This window comes from Leucobacter insecticola, from assembly GCF_011382965.1.
Lineage (GTDB): Bacteria > Actinomycetota > Actinomycetes > Actinomycetales > Microbacteriaceae > Leucobacter > Leucobacter insecticola.
In genome coordinates this window covers 1568345-1588600 of the sequence record NZ_CP049934.1, presented here as the reverse complement: position 1 = coordinate 1588600, position 20256 = coordinate 1568345, and the positions used below count along the sequence as shown (strand labels likewise).

The following is a 20256-nucleotide window of genomic DNA, read 5'->3' as shown; positions in this document are numbered from 1 at the left end:
GCATGGTTATCCAGAAACAGTGAGTGCCCGTTCTTCTTCAGGACCGTGTAGCCGGGCCGAGGAGCCCCTCCGCCAGACTGCCGCCCTGCGGCACCTTTCCGACGCGCGTGGGATCGAGGCCAGCCCGAACCACTCCGTCAAGCACGTTTTCGACGACGCGGTGCGACTGCGCAACAACGCCGATCCGCCAGCCGTGATCTTCGACCAGCGTCTTGATAACGTGCGCCGCGAGATAGGTCTTCCCTGTGCCAGGTGGCCCCTGCACCGCGAGATAGCTGCGATCAAGGTGCCGGAGCGCCGCAGTCACCAGGGCGATTGGGTCATCATGTTCAGCGCTCAGCGCGGCGAGACCACCACGCACCGAGAATCGCGGCGGAGTGCGACGAAGCAGATCCACTACGGGATCGCTGGGAAAACTCCCCCGGTCCAGGGACTGCGCAAGCAGGGCGCCCCACTCTTCAATCGCCCCTTTCTGAGCGCCAGCGCGAGGTGGTGCACCGGGAACGAGGGCTACGGGAAGCGCGTCATATCTGTTCATGTCACCGCTCAACACCTCTTCGACGGTCACTCCGTCATCGAATCGTTCGGCAATTTTCACGCGCCTGGCACCGCGAGATCCCGGCACCGCACCGTGCTGGGGAAACGGCGACGGATACTCGTAGAGCAGGAAGGCGTCGCTGCCGGGTTTCAGCGAGCTCCCTGGCGAGATCTCTCCCCGCAACCGGATGTGGCGTCGTTCAGACCGCGCCCGCGGCGGCAAGAACCAGTTCTCGACGACCGTGGTGAGATCCCAGTCGATCACCATCACGTCGCGGGTCTCTGCCCAGTCCTCGATGGGGTCGGTGAGCCGCGCAAAATGCGCCCACCAAAATGACTTCTGTTCGCGCTGATGATAGTCGATTGCGCTTGCGGCGAGCGCGGCTGCCTTTCGGTCTCGCGGTTCCGTCGCAATCGCTGCGTGCATGGCAAGGGCGCCCGCGACGGTGCTGAGTTCCAGATCTGGCGTTTCTGCTTCGGTAACCGCCTCTGGCGGGTAGGGGGCGACCTGGTGTGCGCTGGCGAGCGAGAGCAGCCAATCACGCAGCCGCAGCGTCGAGACACAGTCGTAGCGGTTGTAGTCAGCGATCGCGTCGAGACGGCGCTGCCCTTCTGCTCTGGTTTCGGGATCTTCCGCATTGATCTGCGCCATCGCCTCGGCGTACTCGGTGACGGATTGGGCGGCGCTTGTGACCCCGGATTCGTCGCGCAGCTCGGACCCCATGTAGAGCGGTTCCAGCTTCTTGATGGAGTAGGAGTTCGATCCCACGCGCAGAGCCCGCCGCACGATCGGGTAGAGGTCAACGAACACGTGCTCGCGAAGCAGCTGATCAACCTCGCCCTCGCCGACCCCGTGCCGGACGGCGAGACTAAGCAGGTGGGTGCGTTCGTATGACGCATAGTGGTAAATCTTCATGGCCGGGTACTGTGCGCGACGCGCACGCACAAGCTCGAGAAAATCGATCAGCGCCTGCTTCTCAGCCACGAGTGTGTGCGCCCAGAGCGCGGTGAACTGCTCGTGCAGATCGACCAGGCCAAAGAGATAATCGATGCCCCAGCGAGCAGCCCCGGTTTCTCCCGGTTCGCGGTACATCGGGTCGCCCTCGAAGTCGAAAAACAGGTCACCAGGGTTGGGCTGCGGGATCGCGGCAAGCGCCGCAGGATCAAACACGCGAACCGGCGGAGCCTCTCCCTGAACCGCGGCAAGCTGCATCTGCGCCTGAGCGCTCAGTCGCTCAAGCACCTGCTCGCTCACTCCCGGGATTGCTGGGAGTTCGGGCTCAAGGATGACGCATTCGTGGATCGGGAGCTGCTGATCATCAGCCTCGCCACCGCTTCGATTGAGCCCCGCGACCGCGTCGATGGTGTCGTACCCCGCGGCCACAAGCGCGTCACGCTGGGTGCGCCGGATCCCCGCAATGAGCAGAGGATCGCGCGTGCGCTCGATCTCTGGCGCACACACTTCGCAGCGACCGCAGGCGGCAATCCCCTCCGCGCCCCACACTATCGGTGCGGCGCTCGCACGGGTGCCGTCTGCCCCGACAGCGCGGGCACGATCCAGCAGGATCTCGTGTAGCCTGGACCGCCGCTGCCGAAACACCGGAGCGATGTCGGCGATCCGGTGACGCGACCTCGCCCCATCTCCCAGTATCAGCACCGCCTCGGGTGAGACCGGCACGCCGACGCGTTCAAGCTGCTCGGCATAAGCAGCGAGTTGCATCAGCGCCGAGACCTTGGCGCGCCTGGCGAGCTTCGTATCTTGCACCTCGTATGCACCATCAGGCATGCGCTGTAGGAAATCGGCGAAACCGATGAAACCGATCTCGGGGTCACTCGTCACGGGATCCGCGGGCCGCTGCGCCGGATCAAAGAATGTCGCTTGAAACACGATGTCAGCACCGCCCGCAAACGCGGCCTGAGTCTGTTTTGCCACGGCAATAAGATCGGTCTCCCGCATCGAGGCCGGGCGCGGGATCTCGGTTACTCCCCCCGGCTGCCCCGCCGTTCCCGCCCCAAACTCGCGGCGATACTCCTGCAGCACCCGATCCTCGTGCGCGTCGCCCAGCTTCGCGGCACGACGCAGCATCGGGTCGTCATCGGCCGGAACCTCAACGTTGCGACCGAACTTCACATCGGCTCGCCTCAGGAATGCGAACTCGCACGCGCTCGCAGCGGTGAGATCGCTCGCGCTGGTCACGAGCCGGATGCTGCCCTCGCTATTGTGCTGCAGAAACACTGCTGCGCCTCCCGTCTACCGGCGATCTGCCGTAATCAACAGAGTAGGCCAGACCTCGGACATTCAGCGTCCAGCAGATGGAAGGTTCTCATCAAACCCAACGGAACGCTCGTTCGCAAATGCGCGGAGTCGCTTATCGCGAGTCCACAACAGGGTTCCCGTGGTCACCAACGTGGCGGCAAGCACGTGGGCGTCGATGACGTTGAGCCCTTTCCCCCACAGCTGGGAACTGTTTACGAAGGCAAGAAGCTCGAAATGGCTCACGGCCCGGAGCTCCCGCAGTCCGAACAAAGCGTCGAGGAACGGTTCACGATCAGCAAGGTTACAACACCGCAAGTTCTTCGATGATGAGTGGGTGAGTGCACACGTTTCCGAGTTCGAGCAATTCCACGAGCCGCTGATCTGTGCAATGCAAATGATCAATCCACACCGAGGTATCGACCAGAATCAAAAGCTATGCCGCCCTTGAACGCGGAGGCACAGTCGCCCCAGGATCACTCCCGCCGAGTGCTGCAAGCCGACGCGCGTGTTCAAGCTCCACTACGCGCTCCAGGCTCGCTCGCACCAGCGCGGATGTCTCAGAGATGCCGGTCAACCGGATAGCCTCTTCCAACAGCCGATCATCGACCGTCACCGTCGTGCGCATAACACCACCGCCACAGCTCCAAAACATGCATCACATGATGCATATTTCCACGCTACGTTCGGAGAACGCAAACTACAAGCATCAAAACACGCCCAGCCGATTCAGCACACCGGCCGCTCCGAGCGATCACAACCGCGCAAGCGCCTCGATATCTTCAAGGAAGGCACTCTGCTCCTCGGCTGAGACGGTCGCGCGGGTCACCCCGAGCGCAGCGAGATAATCGGCTGTTTCGAGCTCCGCGGCGGCGTCATCGCTCTGCCGCACGCCGGCGCGGAGGGCGCGAGCAAGTGCATCCTGAGACGCGCGACGTGCCGCATACTCAATGTCGGCGGGCGTCAGCCCTGCACTCTCTGCGACCAGCCTCGGAAAGTCGACGTCTTGGGCGATCTCGGCCGGAACATAGCGTCGCCAGATCGCGTTTCTCGCTTCATCGTCCGGCAGCCCAATCGGCAAGACATAGTCAAAACGCCCGTGCCGCAAAAACGCCGCGTCGAGGGCACGCACAAAGTTCGTCGCGCAAACCAGCAGCAGCCCCTCGCGATCGCGAAACTCAGCGACAATCTTCAGCAGCTCATTCGTCACCCCCTGTGTGGGCGAGGGCGGATCCCCGCGACGCTGCGACGCAATTTCTTCCACCTCGTCGATAAACACCACGGCGTGCTCAAGCTGCACGATCTGCTCAAAGGTTTCGCGCAGCGCTGCCGCCATGCCCGTAGCACCGTCGCCGAGGCGCGAGGGAAACACCTCCACAAACGGCCAATCAAGACGCGATGCCACCGCCTTTGCAAATGTGGTCTTGCCGGTGCCGGGCGGGCCAAACAGCATGACCGCGCGCGGCGGCACAACTCCGTAGCGATCCGCCAGATCCGGCTGTGCGAGCGGCGCTACCAGCCGCTCCTCAAGGAGTTGCTTCTCGTGCCGCATCCCCGCGACGTTGCCCCACAGGTGGCGCGGCAGCACCCGCCCACCGACCTCTTTCAGGAGGTCAAGCTCTCGTCGCTGCACCGGCATCTGCCGTTCGAGGTAGCGCAGACTGTGACGGGTATCAAAACCGTTGGAGGTCAGGAGTTCGAGGCGGCTCCCCTCGGGCATCAACACGGAAAGTGTCGACAGACCGAGCGGCGCCATCCGCCGCTCAAGCGCATCAAACAGTGCGCCGGAGACATTCTCGGATCGTGCATCCTCATCGATCCCGAAGAACACCACCCAGCCCTGCGCGTGTGCGGCACGCCCCACCGCGGCGGCGACAACCTGGTCATCGCGCACGGCAACCACCGCGTGGTCTTCGCGACAGGAAGCAGTCACCTCCGCAAGTGAGTACACGGGCTGTTCGGCAGAGGTGCGCGCTTCCCACCACAGACGCACCACCGCGTCGAGATCGTCGTCATGAAATTCGCGAATGTGAATGCGTGCCATGATCAGATCATGCCAGAAAACCGGGGTCGCACACGAGAGCTGAGCGTGCGCCGCGCTCAGCGGAGCTGGGCGAAGGCCTCAACCTGCGCGGTGGGGCCGACGATCAGAAATACGTCCCCCGCGCACAGGACCCGCTCCTGCGAGGCACTCGCGTTTCGCCAGGTGCCATCTGCTGAGCGCACCGCAGCGATCGAAATACTCTTGGGGAGTTTGCCCGCCGATGCTCCGAGGGTCACATCCACCAGCCCCTCAGGCACCGTCGTCTTGACCATCGCGAATCCCGGCTCCACCTCGAAATAGTCCGTCGCGGCACCGCGCACGAGGTGCGCCACTCGCCGCCCCATCTCCTTTTCGGGTGCCACGACGCGGTGCACGCCGAGCTGTTCCAGGATGAGCGCATGCTGTTCGTCATCGGCCTTCGCCCACACCGCGGGGACGTTGAGGCGCAAAAGCAACGACGCGGTCAGCACCGAAGCGCGAATATCAGAACCCACGCCAACCACCACCCGATCGAAAGATCCGATGTCGAGCTGTTCGAGCGTTTCGAGTCGAGTCGCATCCGCGCGAACCACCTGGGTGAGTTGGCCGTTCAAGGACTGCACGATGTCCTCATCCGCGTCAACACCCAAGACTTCGGTGCCCGTGCGCATCAGTTCGAGTGCGAGCGCCGTCCCGAATCTCCCAAGACCGATCACCGCCACCGAGTCGACGTCGGCAATGCGCCGGGTGCGATCACCAAACGACAAAAAGTTCGACATGATTTTTCCTTATCTCGCGTGGTTCAGAAGCCGCGTGACGCAAGCAACACTAGCCGATCGCCGGCCGTTCCTTCGGGAGTTCATAGGCGATACGACGCTCACGAAGCGCAAGCGCCGAACCGAGGGTCAGCGGGCCGAGCCGACCCAAAAACATCAACAGCACCAACATCAGTTGCGCCGCATCGGGCAGCGTCGCGGTGATCCCCGCTGACAGGCCCACCGTGCCAAAGGCAGACACTGCTTCAAAAAGCACCAGGTCAAGATCCACATCAGTGATGTTCAGGATCAGGAGCGTCACCGTGATGATCGCACCGATCGCAATCACCACTACCGTGATGGCCTCCCGGTGCACCGCTCGCGACAGCCGCTTGCCAAAAATGTTGACCGAGGTGCCGCCGCGGAGCTCGGTCCAGACGATGAAAAAAAGCACCGCGAAAGTGGTGACCTTGATGCCGCCTGCCGTGCCCGCTGGTCCGCCGCCGATAAACATCAGCACGTCAAGACCCAGCCAGGTGCCATCGTGGAGCTGCGAAATGTCGACGGAGTTGAAACCTGCGGTGCGGGCCTGCACGGATTGGAAGAACCCCGCCAGCAGTCGGGCCGCGGGATCAAGCTTCCCCAGAGTTGCGGGGTTGGACCATTCCACCACGGTGAAGAATACGGTGCCGGCCGCGAGCAGGGCCCCCGACATGATCAGGACGATGCGTGTGTTCATCGTCCACCGCAGCGGCACCCACAACTCCCGACGCAACTGCCGCAGCACTGGGAATCCGAGCCCACCCAAGACGATAGCGAGGCACAGCGGCAGGCAGATCCACGGGTCCGCGACAAACGACATCATGTTGTCGCTGTAGAGCGCGAAACCGGCGTTATTGAACGCCGAGACCGCGTGAAACGTCGCATACCAGATGGCTTTGGGGAGGTCGTAACCGTATCCAAAAACAAACCGGAGACAGAGCAGCAGCGCAACCACGGCCTCGATCGCAAGCGAGGTCTGCAGGATCCCGATCCCGATCCGGCGCGTGTTTCCGTCGCCACTGGTCTTCGTTTCCGCCCCCGCAACGAGGCGGGCGCGCACCGACATCTTTCGAGCTAGGAGCAGCCCAACGAGCGCGGCAAAGAGCATGATCCCGAGGCCACCCAGTTGGATGAGCAGCAGGATCACCACCTGCCCAAAGCCACTCCAGTGTGTTGCAGTGTCAACGACGGTCAGGCCGGTGACACACACCGCCGATGTCGCAGTGAAGAGGGCATCAACGACACCAGTCCAGCGGCCCTCCGCCGAAGAAACGGGAAGCATGAGCAGCAGTGTGCCGAGGGCAACCGCGCCTGCGAAGCCCAGCGTGATCTTCTGCGCAGGTTCCATAAAGGTCGCTCGACGGGCCGCACCAGCGTCCCGCGAAACCCGCAATTTCGCCATAGCCCCTGATCGTAGCGGAACACGGCAGGGTCAACGCTTCGAGTCTTCAGGGAGCCGCATGTGCGTGTGCGCTCCGCAGCGCAGGGCGCCAGCTTGAGGGCGGACCGAGGTGTTCACACACAACACCGCGCTGCGCGCCGCAAAATTCACAGCCCACATGCCCGGAAAACCCGCTAAGCTATCTCAGTCGGCGCCCACGCGCCACGCGTCGCTATTCACCGCACCGCCCGCCTGCCTCACGCGCAGGCCTGGGCGCCGTTCGGCCCGATCCGCGGCGAACGGATGCGCGATCCCGCGCACTCGATAACTTGCAGTGACGCACGGTACATCACGATTGTTTTGATCCGTTCTGAGGCATGTCCTCTCTCGGAGCTAACTGTGCCGAGCGCTGCTCCAGAATGAAAGGTCCCAGTGACCGAAGAGACTACCCCCCAGACGCCATCTTTCTTGGATCTTGGTGTCCCCGCCCCCATCGCCGACGCGCTCGCGAAGAACGGCAAGACGTCCCCGTTCCCAATTCAGCGCGACACCCTGCCCGACACGCTTGCGGGCCGGGACGTGCTCGGCCGTGGCCGCACCGGATCGGGCAAGACCATCGCGTTCGGCATCCCGCTCGTCGCCAACCTCGCTGAGGATGTCGCCCAGAAGCGTCGCCCGAACAAGCCGCGAGCCATCGTGCTTGCCCCGACGCGAGAGCTCGTCACCCAGATCGCGGAGACGATCAAGTTCCTCGCGGACCCGGTGGGCGTGCGCGTCACCACTATCTTCGGCGGAGTCTCGCAACGCCGCCAAGAAGAGGTCCTCGAGCGTGGCGTTGACATTGTGGTTGCGGCCCCCGGTCGTCTCGACGACCTCATGAAACAGGGTGTCGTTGATCTCGGTCAGGTGCAGATCACCGTGCTCGACGAGGCGGACCACATGGCCGACATGGGCTTCCTCCCCGTTGTCACCCGGATCCTGAACAAGACCCCGCAGCGGGGTCAGCGCCTGCTCTTCAGCGCGACCCTCGACAACGGCGTGGACAACGTGGTGAAGAAGTATCTCCACGATCCGATCATGCACTCGGTTGACTCGGCTGAGTCTCCCGTGCCGCTGCTCACCCACCACGTATTCGAAGTTTCTGGCAAGGATCAGAAGGACGCGCTCATCGAAGCGCTCGCGAGTGGCACCGCCCGCCGTATCTTCTTCACTCGCATGAAGCACCAGGCGAAGCGTCTCGCGAAGCAGCTCACTGCCGCGGGGATCCCCGCGGTCGAACTGCAGGGCAACCTGTCGCAAAATGCTCGGGATCGTAACCTCGCCGAGTTCGTCAGCGGCGAGGCCCGGGTGCTCGTGGCGACCGACGTTGCCGCACGCGGCGTGCACGTTGACGGCGTCGAGCTCGTCGTGCACATCGATCCGCCCGTCGAACACAAGGCCTACACCCACCGTTCCGGCCGCACCGCACGCGCGGGCAACGAGGGCGACGTAGTGACGCTGGTACTCCCCGAACAGCGCGGCGAGATGCGTCAACTGATTCGCGCCGCAAAGATCAAGGTGACCCCGCGTCATGTCGATCCAAACGCCGCCAATATCGATCCCGAGGTGCTGGCATTGATCGGTGAGATCGCGCCGCGCGTCGATCCGAAGGAGACCGAGCGCAAACGCGCGAGCGCTCAGAACGCTCAACAGCGCGCTGCCGGTCACGCACCCCAGGGCGAGGGCAAGAGCCAGGGCGCCAACGCGAAGCGCAAGCGATCACGCGGCGGGCGCGGCGGTGCGAACAATCAGGGCCAAGGTTCAGGATCTGGGCAGGGCGCAGGTCGGGGCAAGGGTTCAAGCTCCGGACGGGGTGCCGGTCGCGGCGGTCAGGGCCAGGGCGGCCAGGGCCGCACCCAGCAGGGCGGCCAGCGCCGCACCGGTCGTCGCGCGAGCGGCGGCGGATCAAGCACCGTCTACTCGACGAGCAGCTAGTAGGTCTATAAACCCCGTCGCACGTATACTCGTCTGATGGGCATTTATCGGGAACTCGGCAGAAACCCCGGAGTGTTTCGTGTCCTGATCTCGCAGCTCACAGCGCGCTTCCCATTTGGGATGCTGTCGATTGTTCTGCTGCTACATGTGCAGCTCGCGTATGGGGACTACACCTCAGCCGGTGTCGTATTGGCCGCGCAGAGCATCGGCCAGGCAGTGTCTGGTCCCGTGTCAAGCCGCCTTATGGGACGACTCGGGATGGGCCCGGTACTCGCGAGCACCACTTTCCTGTGTGCGCTTCTCCTCATTGTGATCGCATTCGTTCATTTGCCATTGACTATTACGGCGGGCATCGCATTCTGTGTTGGTATCACGACTCCCCCGGTGACTCCGGCGGTGCGCACGCTCTACCCGAAGCTCGTTCCCGGCAACCAACTCGCAGGCCTCTTCTCCCTTGATGCTGCGGCTCAAGAGATCATCTGGGTGCTCGGCCCCGTCGTTGCGGTGTTTGTATCCTCGCAATTTGGCACCGCCATCGGCCTGTGCGTCGCCGCCGCGTTCATGATGCTCGGCGGCGCCTGGTTCATCCTCAGCCCCTCAGTCGGTGCGGTCAAGATCCCCCGTGCTTCCCGCGGCATTGGCGCGATTTTGCGCCGTCCCACCGTCGTCATCGCTACCGTTGTCGGTTTCTTTTTTGTGTCCTCATTCGCGGCCATCGAAGCCGGAATCGTTGCAGCCTTTACTCCGGCCGGTGATGACGCCGGGCACGGCAGCATGGAATCCGGGATCGTTCTCGCACTCTTCGCGGGAGGATCCCTCGTGGGCGGCCTGCTCCTTGGACATCGCACGCTTCGGCCGTGGTCGATGCTGCTCAGGATCACTGGCGTACTTGCAGGCACTCTGCTGTGCCTGGTCAGCCTCAACATTTGGTGGCTGGGCGCGGTGTTGTTCCTCGGCGGGCTGGGAACGGCTCCCACCTTTGCCGCAATGTCGAGCATCGTGAGTTCCACCGTCAAGTTTTCGGAAACCGCCGAGGCGTACGGCTGGGTCGGCACGGGACAGCTCGTGGGCGTCGCGACCGGTTCGGCCCTCGCGGGCATTGCGATCGATGCGGCCGGAGCGCACGGCGCGATCCTCGTGTCTGCAGCGCTTCTCCTCGTCTGCGCTATCGTCGCTGCGAGTTGCATGCGCTGGCTGCCCGATCTGAAGGGTCGCCATATTGAGCCGCTCCCGGAGACGGGAACGCTCAACATTCCGCTGCCATAGCGGCCTCTTCGCATCTGCTGAATACGCTGAATTCTCCCCGCATGCGAAACGTAGGCGGCATGTAGGGTGTGGATATGAAACGTCGACGTTCACTCCTGTCTGCGATCGCCGCGCTCGCTGCGGTGCTGGTCGTGGCGCCACTGTCTGCATGTGCGGCTGGGCAGAGCGATCTCACTACGATCGGGCCTCAAGCGATACCAGACACGCAAAGCGGCGCCCCCGAATCGCTGTCTGAGGATTCCTTTCGGGCAGCTGATCCCGATTCGACAGGGCCCTCCATCATCTATTCCGGCGACATTTCGCTCACCGTGTCTGATCCTGGTGACTCCGCCGCTCGAGTTGAAACGATCATCAAAGATCTCGGCGGCTACGTCGAATCGCAAACCGTTGATGGTTCGATTGGCGGCTCCCCTGCACACGCGTCGATGGCGGTGCGCGTTCCGGCGGACAAGTTCGACGCGGCGTTTGAGCAACTCGCCGAGATAGGCGATGTCGTCTCCCAGAGCCGCAGCAGCGCCGATGTCACGACTCAGCGCGTCGACCTCCAGGCGCGGGTAGGGGCGTTGGAAGAGTCGGTGAGCCGCCTCAAACAACTCATGACAGGAGCCGCCTCAACCAGCGAACTCATCGAGGCTGAATCGGCTCTCTCCCAGCGACAGCAAGAGCTTGATGGCTTGCGCGCGCAACTTGAGATCCTCGAAGACCAAGTTGACGACGCGAGCATTTGGGTGAACCTCAGCACTCAGAGCGTCATCCCCGGGGGCCCAGCAAGCTTTTGGGAGGGTCTGCTCGCAGGTTTCGCTTCCCTCGGTACAGCCGGGGCGGGCGCGCTTGTGCTCGCCGGGATCCTGATCCCGTGGGTGATCCTCGGCGGCATTATTGCCGGTGGGATCGTACTGATCGTGCGGGTTTCGAAGAAGCGGCGCCAGCGGCGGCAGGGATCCGCGCAGGAGCCGCAACTGATTCAGTAGATTTATTGCGCATATTCAGATGATTCGCTCCAAATAAACCTTCGAATACACGCGATTCGAAAGCTAGTGCTCTGGTGAGAGGTATGGGAGACTGGCTGTACTAACACCACCCGACGAAGTCACTAAGGAGTGAGTCATCTATGGGCACATTTGCCGTCATTAACCCGGCCACGGGCGAAACCCTCGCGGAGTATCCAGACGCCACCGCTGCGGAGATCGAGGCGTCGCTCGCCTCGGCACAGAAGGCCTACAAGGAGTGGGCTCGCACCACTACCGTCGCCGAGCGAGCTGCCCTTGCACAGCGCGCGGCTGAACTCTTCGACGAGCGGAAAGACGAGCTTGGCGCGATCATCAATCGCGAGATGGGCAAGCCGATGGAGCAGTCGGTCGGTGAGGCCGAGTTCTCGGGAGCGATCACCGCGGCCTTCGCCAAGAACGCTGAGAAGTGGCTCGCCGATGAGGTACTCGAGGTCGAGGACGGCCTGAAATCTTTCTTCCGCTTCCAGGGCACCGGCGTGATCCTCGGCATCATGCCGTGGAACTACCCCTACTACCAGGTTGCACGCTTCGCGGTTCCCAACCTGATCCTCGGCAACACGGTCATTCTGAAGCACGCTGCACAGTGCCCCGAGTCGGCGCTCGCCCTCGAAAAGATCTTCCGTGACGCGGGCTTCCCCGAGGGCGCCTACGTCAACGTGTTCGCGACCCACGACCAGATCGGCGACATCATCGCAGACGATCGGATCCAGGGTGTCTCGCTCACTGGCTCCGAACGCGCAGGTGCAATTGTGGCTGAGCAGGCAGGCCGCGCCCTGAAGAAGTGCGTGCTTGAGCTCGGCGGATCCGACGTGTTCCTTGTGCTCGACACCGCGGATCTCGACCACGCGGTGGAACACGCTGTGGGCGGCCGCATGGAGAACACCGGCCAGGCGTGCAACGGTTCCAAGCGCATCGTCGTCATGGACAAGTACTTCGACGAGTTCGCTGAGAAGTTCAAGACTGCCATCGCTGGGCAGTCCTACGAGGCGGGCGACTTCGGCCCGATGTCGTCGGCTGCGGCAACCGAGACGCTGACCAAGCAGGTTGGCGGCGCGATTGCTCAGGGCGCCGAGGTGCTCGTCGGCGATAACTCCCCCAGGGCAACCTGTACACCCCGACCATCATCACCAACATCACGCCGGCGATGGACGTCTACAGCCAGGAACTGTTTGGCCCGGTCGCGCAGCTCTACAAGGTGTCGAGCGATGCTGAGGCGATCGAGCTCGCAAACTCTTCGCCCTACGGTCTCGGCTCCGTGATCATTTGTGACGATCTGGAGCGCGCCGAGCAGGTCGGCAACCAGCTCGATGTCGGCATGGTCTTCATCGGCGGCGCGGGCCTTGAGGGTGCAGACGTGCCCTTCGGTGGCGTTAAGAAGTCGGGCTACGGCCGCGAGCTGGGCAAGGTCGGCATGCTCGAGTTCGCCAACAAGAAGCTTTTCCGCTTCTACGAGAAGTAAGAACGTAAGTGAATGGCTGTGGCCCGGATCCGAGTTGGATCCGGGCCACAGCCATTTGCACGCCTGAAAAAGTCCCAGCACAACCGGCATTGGTGCATCGAAAATGCCCCCTCCCCGCATTCATACTGGAGCCACCGCAGACGCGGCAACCCCAATGAGGAGGAACAATGCCTGATACTTACGAGCATCTTTTCGTGCGCAACATGGTGCCCTGTGGCTCAGATTTCAGCAATGAAGGCGACGCTGCCGGTCTACCAACTCCCCCAAACGTGTCTCCGCCGCTCGGGCTCATGCGTGTCAACGAAGTGCCGCAGAGCCAGATTCATATGAGCCACACCTGGATCCACGAGGTCGATGAAGCACACCACTGGGTGAACGATCACGTTCACGAGTATGACGAAGTGCTCATCTGGACCGGCTCAGACCCGGAGAATCCCGAAGACCTGGGCGCAGAGATCTACCTCGACATTGAGGGTGTGCGCCACAACATCACTACTTCAGGCTCCGTATACATTCCGGCAGGGGTTCGGCACTGCCCGCTCGGCTTCATCAAGGTCACCCGCCCCTTCAACTTCAGCGCGCTCTCGCTGAGCCCCGAGTATGACTCGGACGAGAATGAAGGCCTGATCGAGAAGCTGAAGGCCGAAGCTCTCGCCACCTCCGAGTCTGCCTCCTAACGACGGAGTGGTCGGTGGCATTATCACCCCCCAGCGCGAAGAGCCTGACTTTCGCGCCTAGCTCCCGCAGTTCGCTCACTGCGGGTGTTCGCGTTGACTATCATCGGTCATATGGCATGGCCGCGGTCGAAACACCGCTGCCGCCGACGGGTGATCAACGATGCGAGGGAGCCCCGATGTCCGCCGACCACAAAAGTTCTCTACCTGTGCACTCGCTGACCATGCAGCCGGACTTTCCGAGCGGCACCCAGTTCACCGTCGAGCCCATCGATGCGCTCAACGAGGCGCACGAGCCTCACCGACACAACTTTGCTCAGTTGATCCTGATCGAAGAGGGTGAAGGCTACGATGTCATCGATTTCGCGCGGGTTCCTCTGACCCCGGGCGACGTCCACGTGATTGCTCCCGGGCAGGTGCATTTTTGGGAAGCCAGGGGCCTCCGCGGCATCGGTGTGATGTTCGAGGAGAGCCTCCTCGATCAGCTGGGCGGTCTCCCCGACCAAGTGCGCGAGTTGCTGCTTCTCGGAGCAGCTCCACTGTGTCTCACCATGCAGGCCCAGGCTCAGGTGCGTCGTCTCGTCGAGGCGGTCGCTGAGACCAGAAGCAGCGAGAGCGCACGCCACCTGATCTCCGCCACGATGTGGGAGTGCGTGTCGGGTGGCGCGGCTCCGCCTGCGGCAGTCGAGCAGTCGTCACTGTCCCGAGATTTCCTCCGGATGGTGCTGCGAGCACCCAGCGCGCGCATGACCGTGTCTTCCTGCGCGGCCGTGCTTGGGGTGACCAGCGGCTACCTCACGGAATCGGTGGTGGCCGATACCGGATCAACCCCCGGCAGGATCCTGCGCACTGCGGTTGCCCGTGAATCGCAGCGTCTACTCAATGGCACCGAATTGAGTGCGGCTCAGATTGCCGATCGTCTCGGGTTCAGCGAACCCTCTTATTTCTCACGGTTCTTCCGGCGCGAAGTGGGCTGCACTCCCACTTCGTACCGAGAGGTACCAGCTAGTACCCGGCGGATGGTCTAAGCGACCGACCTCACGCATCACGCATTCCGGGTACATCACCGTACCGAAAACTATCGACGCCAGAGTCGGCGATCGATTTCACAAGGAGCATTGATGCTAGTTTCAACGAGTTCCGAGCAACAGCGGACATCTTCCCGCGCGTTCTTCACCGATTTCGATAGTTTCGACTCGGCCATTTCCTCGTCGTTCGTTCCCCTCTTGGTGTCAGGTCCGCCAGCAGCCCGGTTTCGCGGGCGACTTTGCGCCGCAGATGCTCATCACATCACGTTCGCCGAGGTGAGCGCAAATGCACATGATGTCTACCGTAACGAAAGCCTCATTGAGCAGGGAGGCGGCGATTATTTTAAGCTGAGCCTCATGCAGGCGGGCACCGGTTTACTGGTGCAAGACAATCGTGAGGTGATCCTGAGCCCCGGCGATGTCGCCATCTACGACACCGCCCGCCCCTACACACTCACGTTCGACAGAGACTTTTGCAACCTCGTCGTGATGATCCCCAAAAGCAGCATCGACCTGCCCGCCGAACTCGTTGCCGAGTTGACGGCCACTCATCTCTCCCGGGACACAGCGCTCGGCACCATCGTGTCACAGACGCTGCCACAGATGCCCGGGGCCCTCGTGCAGTCACCGGACCTGGTGCGGCGACAGCTGGCACAGACCACAACAGACCTGATTTCAACCCTGATTACCGCAACGCTCGGTTCTGAACGGCTCGACCAGGATCCCCGCCAGGTACTCATTCGCAGCGTCCGCGAGTACATTCGCGATCATCTACAGTCACCCACACTCGGGCCCGAAGAAGTTGCGGCCGCGCACTACCTCTCTCCGCGGCGACTCCACGGCATTTTCCAGGGGGAAGGAGAGACAATCGCCGCAATGATCCGCTCGCTCAGACTCGAACGCTGCTACGCCGATCTGCAAAACCCTGCCTACGCGGACCGCCCGGTTTCGGCCATAGCGGCGCAGTGGTGTTTCCTCGATGCGGCCCACTTCAGCCGCACGTTTCGCGCTCGCTTCGGCATCTCTCCAAGCGAGCTCCGACTCTCCAGATAGACGAGTCGCCACAACCGCTGTTCTGGTTGAGGCGGCTCGGTCCCGTCTCAACCAGAACAGTCTTTCTACTTCTGGGACTTCTTCGACAGGTAGCTCGGAGCCAGCGAGAGCGCGCTAAACCGGAACGGTCGATCCACCCGGTTGAAACCGAGCGGGCAGTGCACGGTTCCGGCCGGAATGTACACCGATCCGGAAGTCGTAATGATGTGGCGTTCTCCCTCCACGTCCATGTAGATCTCGGCCCCCAGATCCTCCGGGTTGTCAGGGTCTCCGCCTGTCCAAATCAGCACTTCGTCGTAGTCGTGCACGTGCGGGTTAACCCAGTGTTGAGGCTCCTCGGTCGGATGCACCCAAATGTGACTCATGTTGATCTGGCTCTCCGGCACGACCGAGGGATTCATTACCCAGTACCCTTCTCCCAGGTTCTCCGGGAGGTCAAGGCCGGCCTGCTCACCCTCGCTGGTGAACTCTCCAGCACAGCTGGGCATGTCGCGCACAAAAAGGCGCTCGTAGTTGCTGGTCATTTTTTCCTCCATTATTTTGTTTGTTTGGGATCTTTTCTTCCGCGAATCTAGTGGTGCGTCTCAGAAATGGCTTCCCAGTAAGGATGTGCCGGGGAGCTGTGATCGCAAGGCGGACGAGGAGAGCTTTGCTGGAGGCAAAGCCGACGAGAACAACGCAGCGAGCGCGGCTCACCGGCGCACCGCAACGGGGAGTTATTTCTGAGACACACCACTAGGTGGCAGGGCGTCGCTGCCAGCTGTTCCAGAGCGGACGGTATCCCATCCGGCACCAGAACGGACCGGAGCGCGGATTAATTGCGGCGTAACCCAGGAGGACCCGTTCGACGCCCGCGGCCTCAAGACGGCCATGACCGAACTCAACGACACTCTCGCCGATACCGGCCCCGCGAACTTCCTCGCGTAGGTACATCGCCTGGATGTAGCCGACGGGGGCTGCGCCCGCACCGCCCTGTATCTCTCCACCCGCTGCAGCGCTGCACTCGGCACGGTGCCGCTCGCGGTCAAACTCGATACTGAGGTAACCGGCGACCTCACCCTGTCGCTCAAGCAGCCAGGTCCACTCAGGATCCTGCTCTAGCCGCTCGCGGATCCCGTCGGCCAAGATTGCTGCAGCTCCCGGGCGAATCGTTACGCTGCCGTGCTGCGAATCATGGGCGAGCAGCTCGACATCGAGCTCGGCCAGGATCGACACATCGGCCAGGCTCGCCTGTCGCAGCGTGTATCCACGCGCCTTCAGACGAGCCTCCGCCGCACTCGGATCGGTTCCGCGGCGCCCCACCCTGATCCCGATGGCCCCGACGACTGCGAAGCCGTGGGCGAGCAGCGGAATGGCCGCGGCGGAGTCTCGGGCTGGCACGACGAGTTCCATAGCGGTTTCCCACTCGTCTTCGGGGCCAAGATCTCCCTCTACGCGTTCGACCCAGCGATCCAGTAGCGTGTTGAGCGCGGTCGTGTCGCCGTCCCATCGCAGCTCCAGTTGGTCCCGCTGCAAGGCTCCCCAGAGAGCTTCGGGCGCGTCAGCACACAGCGCGACGCGGCTCGGTAGGCCCACGGCACTGATAGCGCTGCCGGAGTTCCGCTCGATCAGCGCACCGTCAACGGTGGCAAATTTCCGCTCAGGCAGTTGCGAGTCGAGGCTACGATCTCTTGCATTCCAGCGTTCTGTGGTCTCATCGTCAATCCGCACCCTCATCCCAACTCTCTGTGCAGCGCTCGGGGCCACACGGTTCCTCTTGAGTGAGCGTAATCGTTGGCACTCCTGTCTTCTTTGACTCTGAAGGTCAACATTTTGCCCTCGCAGGTCAAGCTGCCGAAGTCGATTCGGGATCGTGCACAATGAGAAGATGACTATCAATTCTGCTCCAGAGACGACTCCGTCCAAGCGAAGGGCCCGTGCGTTAGGGCTCAAGATGGGCGAGCTTCCGAGCGGCGAGTTCAATGCGATTACCGATGTGGCCGGGGTACGAGTCGGCCACACCACCCTCGTTTCGGGAGACGGCTCCCTCGTGCGAGGATCCGGGCCGGTGCGAACGGGCGTAACCGTGGTCTTGCCCTGCGATGAGCCGTGGCGCACCCCCTTGTTTGCGGCGCCGCATCGTCTCAACGGCAACGGCGAGCTGACGGGTCTTGAATGGGTACGCGAATCGGGCACCCTCACCAGCTTCATCGGGCTCACCAATACGCACAGCGTTGGGGTGGTGCGCGACGCTCTGGTCGCTCATGAAGCTCTGGCCCGCGGACCCGAGGAATCGTTCTTCTCGCTCCCGGTTGTGGGAGAGACTTGGGACGGGATTCTCAATGATCTCAATGGCTTCCACGTGCGCCCGGAGCACGTGGAGCAGGCCATCGCATCGGCGACCTCAGGCCCGGTGGCCGAGGGCAGCGTGGGCAGCGGCACCGGGATGATCGCGCACGGCTTCAAAGGTGGCATCGGCACTTCGTCCCGCGTGGTTTCCGAAACAGACGGGGGCTACACCGTCGGAGTACTCGTGCAAGCCAACCACGGCAGGCGCTCCCGGCTCACCATCGACGGGGTGCAGCTCGGAGACGCGATCCAGCTTCCCGATGATCACGCGGCCGGCACCAACCTCCCGGAGGGCAGCGGCTCCATCATCGTCATTATTGCGACCGACGCGCCGCTTCTTCCCCACCAGTGCGCTCGCCTTGCCCAGCGATCCACGCTCGGGATCGCTCGCGTGGGAGGGGCGGGCGAAAACGGCAGCGGGGATCTCGCGTTGTGCTTCTCCACCGCGAACCTCGGCGCAATTCCCGGCGGCTTTTCTCCAGACACCCCCATCAGTGCCCCAGTCTCCGCCCTCAGCAACGACCACATTGATCCGCTCTTCTACGCGGTAATTGAAGCAACGGAGGAAGCCATTGTCAACGCGATGCTCGCGGCTGACACCATGGTCGGTATCAACGGCACGACTCGCTACGCTCTTCCGCAGGATCAACTGGTACAGCTTCTCGCGCGGAAGTAGCGAAGGCCAGGGCTCTCGCCCTAGACCTGCCAGCGGCTAGGACGCAACAGGCAGGTCGAGGGTGTCTGCGAGAAGGCCTTGAGTGTAGATGTCTTGAGGGTTGTCCATTACCCTTTCAACTTGGCCGTGTTCGACGATTGTCCCCTGGTTAAGCACGGCCACCGAATCAGCGATGCTGCGCACCACGGCGAGATTATGGGTCACGAAAATGATCCCGAGCCCGTCGGTCAGGAGTCCACGAAGAAGCTCAACGACCGAGGCCTGCACCGAGACGTCCAAGGCGGAGGTGACCTCATCGCAAATGAGTACACCGGGATTCGCGAGCAACGCCCGCGCGATCGCGACGCGCTGTCGCTGTCCGCCCGAGAGCTCCGCGGGGTAGAGCTCGGTCGTCCGTCCCGGAATCTCGACCCGTTCCAACGCTTCGACGGCCCTTGCGCGCGCGGCCTCTCCCCGCAGCCCCTCGAAGTGAACGAGCGGAGAGGTGAGGCTCGCGCCTACCGTCAGCCTCGGATTCAGTGAGCCAAAGGGATTCTGAAAAATGTACTGCAGGCGTCGACGCGCCTCACTCGTGCGCTTCGCGGCGGAACGAGCGAGCGGGGCACCATCGAGTTCAACTTCACCCTCCCACTCAGTATGCAGCCCGATCAAGCAGCGCGAAAGCGTGCTCTTTCCGGATCCTGACTCTCCCACGATGGCAATACATTCGCCGGGCCGCACCTCGAGGTCAATGCCGTTCAGCACGGTGTGTGACGCGTAAGAAGCGTGCAGATCGGTCACGCGTAGCAGCGGCGGTGTGTTGTCTTCTGCGTCCCTTACCGGGGCCAGCGCAACCACAGGCATCCCTTCTCCTTCGAGCTCGCGGTGATGAAAACACCGAACTTCGCCCACACCCGCGCGCTCCAGCTGAGGCACGGACTCATGGCAAATCTCCGTGGCGAAGGCGCAGCGCTTGGCGAACACGCAGCCGGGATTACGGTCACTAATGCTCGGTGCCCGGCCGGGGATCGGAACGAGCATCTGCCGTCGCTCGGTCGAGGGCACGGCGCGCAGCAGGGCGCGCGTGTATGGGTGGGACGGGGATCGCAGCAGGTCTCGGGATGGCCCGGTTTCCACGACCTGACCGCCGTACATGACGGTCACGGCATCCGCGACCTCCGCAACAACCGCAAGATCGTGGGTGACGTAGATCGCAGCGATGCGATGCTCGTCACACAGACGCTTCACGAGCTCAAGCACCTTCATCTGCGTGGATACATCGAGACCGGTCGTCGGCTCGTCGAGCACGATCAAGCGAGGCTTCGCGATCACCGCCATAGCGATTCCGATTCGCTGCTGCTGCCCACCGGAAAGCTCGCTCGCGTGCTTCTTGAGGAAGGCATCGTCACTCGGCAAACCAACCGAGATGAGTGTTTCGCGAATCTGCCGCAGCGAATCGGCGCGAGATCCCTCGACCGCTTCCAGCAGTTGGTCAACGATGCGCATCGCAGGGTTGAGGGCGGTTGCGGGATCCTGAGCCACGTATGACACGAGACCGCGGCGGGCCTGGCGTAGACCGACCTCGTCGAGCCCGAGGAGGTCGGTTCCCTCGATCGTGACAGAACCGGAGGTAATCTTGCCGCCCGGCCGCGTGTAACCGAGCAATGCGAGAGCGAGGGTGCTCTTGCCTGATCCTGATTCCCCGACAATGCCCATCACCTCACCGGCTTCAAGCGCCAGTGATACGTCCTCAATAATCGTGGCTCCGTCGCTCTCGAGCGCGACGGTAAGCCCACTCACCTCAATTGTCGCCATGA

At 62.7% G+C, this 20256-nt stretch carries 17 protein-coding genes and 1 pseudogene; 9 read left to right on the top strand and 9 right to left on the bottom strand.

Annotation, left to right across the window (positions count from 1 at the left end; genetic code table 11):
* Positions 1-37 precede the first annotated feature (37 nt).
* The 6 genes from G7067_RS07315 to G7067_RS07290 all read right to left on the bottom strand — a co-directional run bounded on the left by G7067_RS07315 (position 38) and on the right by G7067_RS07290 (position 7013).
* A complete protein-coding gene (locus G7067_RS07315; protein ID WP_166323139.1) occupies positions 38-2773 on the bottom strand; it encodes a TM0106 family RecB-like putative nuclease in 2736 nt (911 codons plus the stop codon).
* A 63-nt stretch (positions 2774-2836) separates the two neighbouring features.
* Positions 2837-3037, bottom strand: a complete 201-nt coding sequence (locus G7067_RS14245; protein ID WP_244300996.1) for a hypothetical protein — start codon at positions 3035-3037, stop codon at positions 2837-2839.
* Positions 3038-3227: 190 nt separating this feature from the next.
* Positions 3228-3419: a type II toxin-antitoxin system VapB family antitoxin gene (locus tag G7067_RS07305; RefSeq protein WP_166323137.1), complete on the bottom strand. Its 192-nt coding sequence runs from the start codon at positions 3417-3419 to the stop codon at positions 3228-3230.
* Positions 3420-3545: 126 nt separating this feature from the next.
* On the bottom strand, positions 3546-4835 hold the full coding sequence (locus tag G7067_RS07300) for an ATP-binding protein (RefSeq protein ID WP_166323135.1): 1290 nt from the start codon (positions 4833-4835) through the stop codon (positions 3546-3548).
* Between the two features lie 56 nt (positions 4836-4891).
* Positions 4892-5593, bottom strand: a complete 702-nt coding sequence (locus G7067_RS07295) for a potassium channel family protein (protein ID WP_166323133.1) — start codon at positions 5591-5593, stop codon at positions 4892-4894.
* Positions 5594-5642: 49 nt separating this feature from the next.
* Positions 5643-7013, bottom strand: a complete 1371-nt coding sequence (locus G7067_RS07290) for a TrkH family potassium uptake protein (RefSeq protein WP_166323131.1) — start codon at positions 7011-7013, stop codon at positions 5643-5645.
* 411 nt (positions 7014-7424) lie between these two features.
* Here G7067_RS07290 and G7067_RS07285 point away from each other — a divergent pair, with 411 nt between their 5' ends.
* From G7067_RS07285 to G7067_RS07255, 7 genes and pseudogenes are all read left to right on the top strand, one after another.
* Positions 7425-8966 (top strand): DEAD/DEAH box helicase, encoded by a 1542-nt coding sequence (locus tag G7067_RS07285; RefSeq protein ID WP_166323129.1) that lies wholly within the window; start codon positions 7425-7427, stop codon positions 8964-8966.
* Positions 8967-9002: 36 nt separating this feature from the next.
* Positions 9003-10232 (top strand): MFS transporter, encoded by a 1230-nt coding sequence (locus G7067_RS07280; RefSeq protein ID WP_166323127.1) that lies wholly within the window; start codon positions 9003-9005, stop codon positions 10230-10232.
* A gap of 74 nt (positions 10233-10306) precedes the next feature.
* On the top strand, positions 10307-11203 hold the full coding sequence (locus tag G7067_RS07275; protein WP_166323125.1) for a DUF4349 domain-containing protein: 897 nt from the start codon (positions 10307-10309) through the stop codon (positions 11201-11203).
* Positions 11204-11343: 140 nt separating this feature from the next.
* Positions 11344-12701, top strand: a pseudogene (locus G7067_RS07270) (NAD-dependent succinate-semialdehyde dehydrogenase).
* Between the two features lie 167 nt (positions 12702-12868).
* Entirely contained in the window at positions 12869-13378 is a 510-nt protein-coding gene (locus G7067_RS07265) for a hypothetical protein (protein WP_166323123.1), read from the top strand.
* A 206-nt stretch (positions 13379-13584) separates the two neighbouring features.
* Positions 13585-14403, top strand: a complete 819-nt coding sequence (locus tag G7067_RS07260) for a helix-turn-helix domain-containing protein (RefSeq protein WP_166323121.1) — start codon at positions 13585-13587, stop codon at positions 14401-14403.
* Positions 14404-14496: 93 nt separating this feature from the next.
* Complete coding sequence (locus G7067_RS07255; RefSeq protein ID WP_166323119.1) at positions 14497-15456, top strand: AraC-like ligand-binding domain-containing protein; 960 nt, start codon at positions 14497-14499, stop codon at positions 15454-15456.
* 65 nt (positions 15457-15521) lie between these two features.
* On the opposite strand, the gene G7067_RS07250 is transcribed toward G7067_RS07255, so the two are convergent.
* A complete protein-coding gene (locus tag G7067_RS07250) occupies positions 15522-15980 on the bottom strand; it encodes a cupin domain-containing protein (protein ID WP_166323117.1) in 459 nt (152 codons plus the stop codon).
* Between G7067_RS07250 and G7067_RS07245 the strand changes: the two genes are divergently transcribed.
* Positions 15970-16182, top strand: a complete 213-nt coding sequence (locus G7067_RS07245; RefSeq protein ID WP_166323115.1) for a hypothetical protein — start codon at positions 15970-15972, stop codon at positions 16180-16182. The two genes, G7067_RS07250 and G7067_RS07245, sit on opposite strands and share 11 nt — an antisense overlap.
* 9 nt (positions 16183-16191) lie before the next feature.
* On the opposite strand, the gene G7067_RS07240 is transcribed toward G7067_RS07245, so the two are convergent.
* Positions 16192-17172, bottom strand: coding sequence for a GNAT family N-acetyltransferase (locus G7067_RS07240; RefSeq protein WP_166323113.1), 981 nt, complete (start codon positions 17170-17172; stop codon positions 16192-16194).
* Positions 17173-17323: 151 nt separating this feature from the next.
* Between G7067_RS07240 and G7067_RS07235 the strand changes: the two genes are divergently transcribed.
* On the top strand, positions 17324-18460 hold the full coding sequence (locus G7067_RS07235; protein WP_166323111.1) for a DmpA family aminopeptidase: 1137 nt from the start codon (positions 17324-17326) through the stop codon (positions 18458-18460).
* Positions 18461-18496: 36 nt separating this feature from the next.
* Here G7067_RS07235 and G7067_RS07230 read toward each other — a convergent pair whose 3' ends face one another.
* Positions 18497-20254: an ABC transporter ATP-binding protein gene (locus tag G7067_RS07230; RefSeq protein ID WP_166323109.1), complete on the bottom strand. Its 1758-nt coding sequence runs from the start codon at positions 20252-20254 to the stop codon at positions 18497-18499.
* Between the last annotated feature and the right edge of the window lie 2 nt (positions 20255-20256).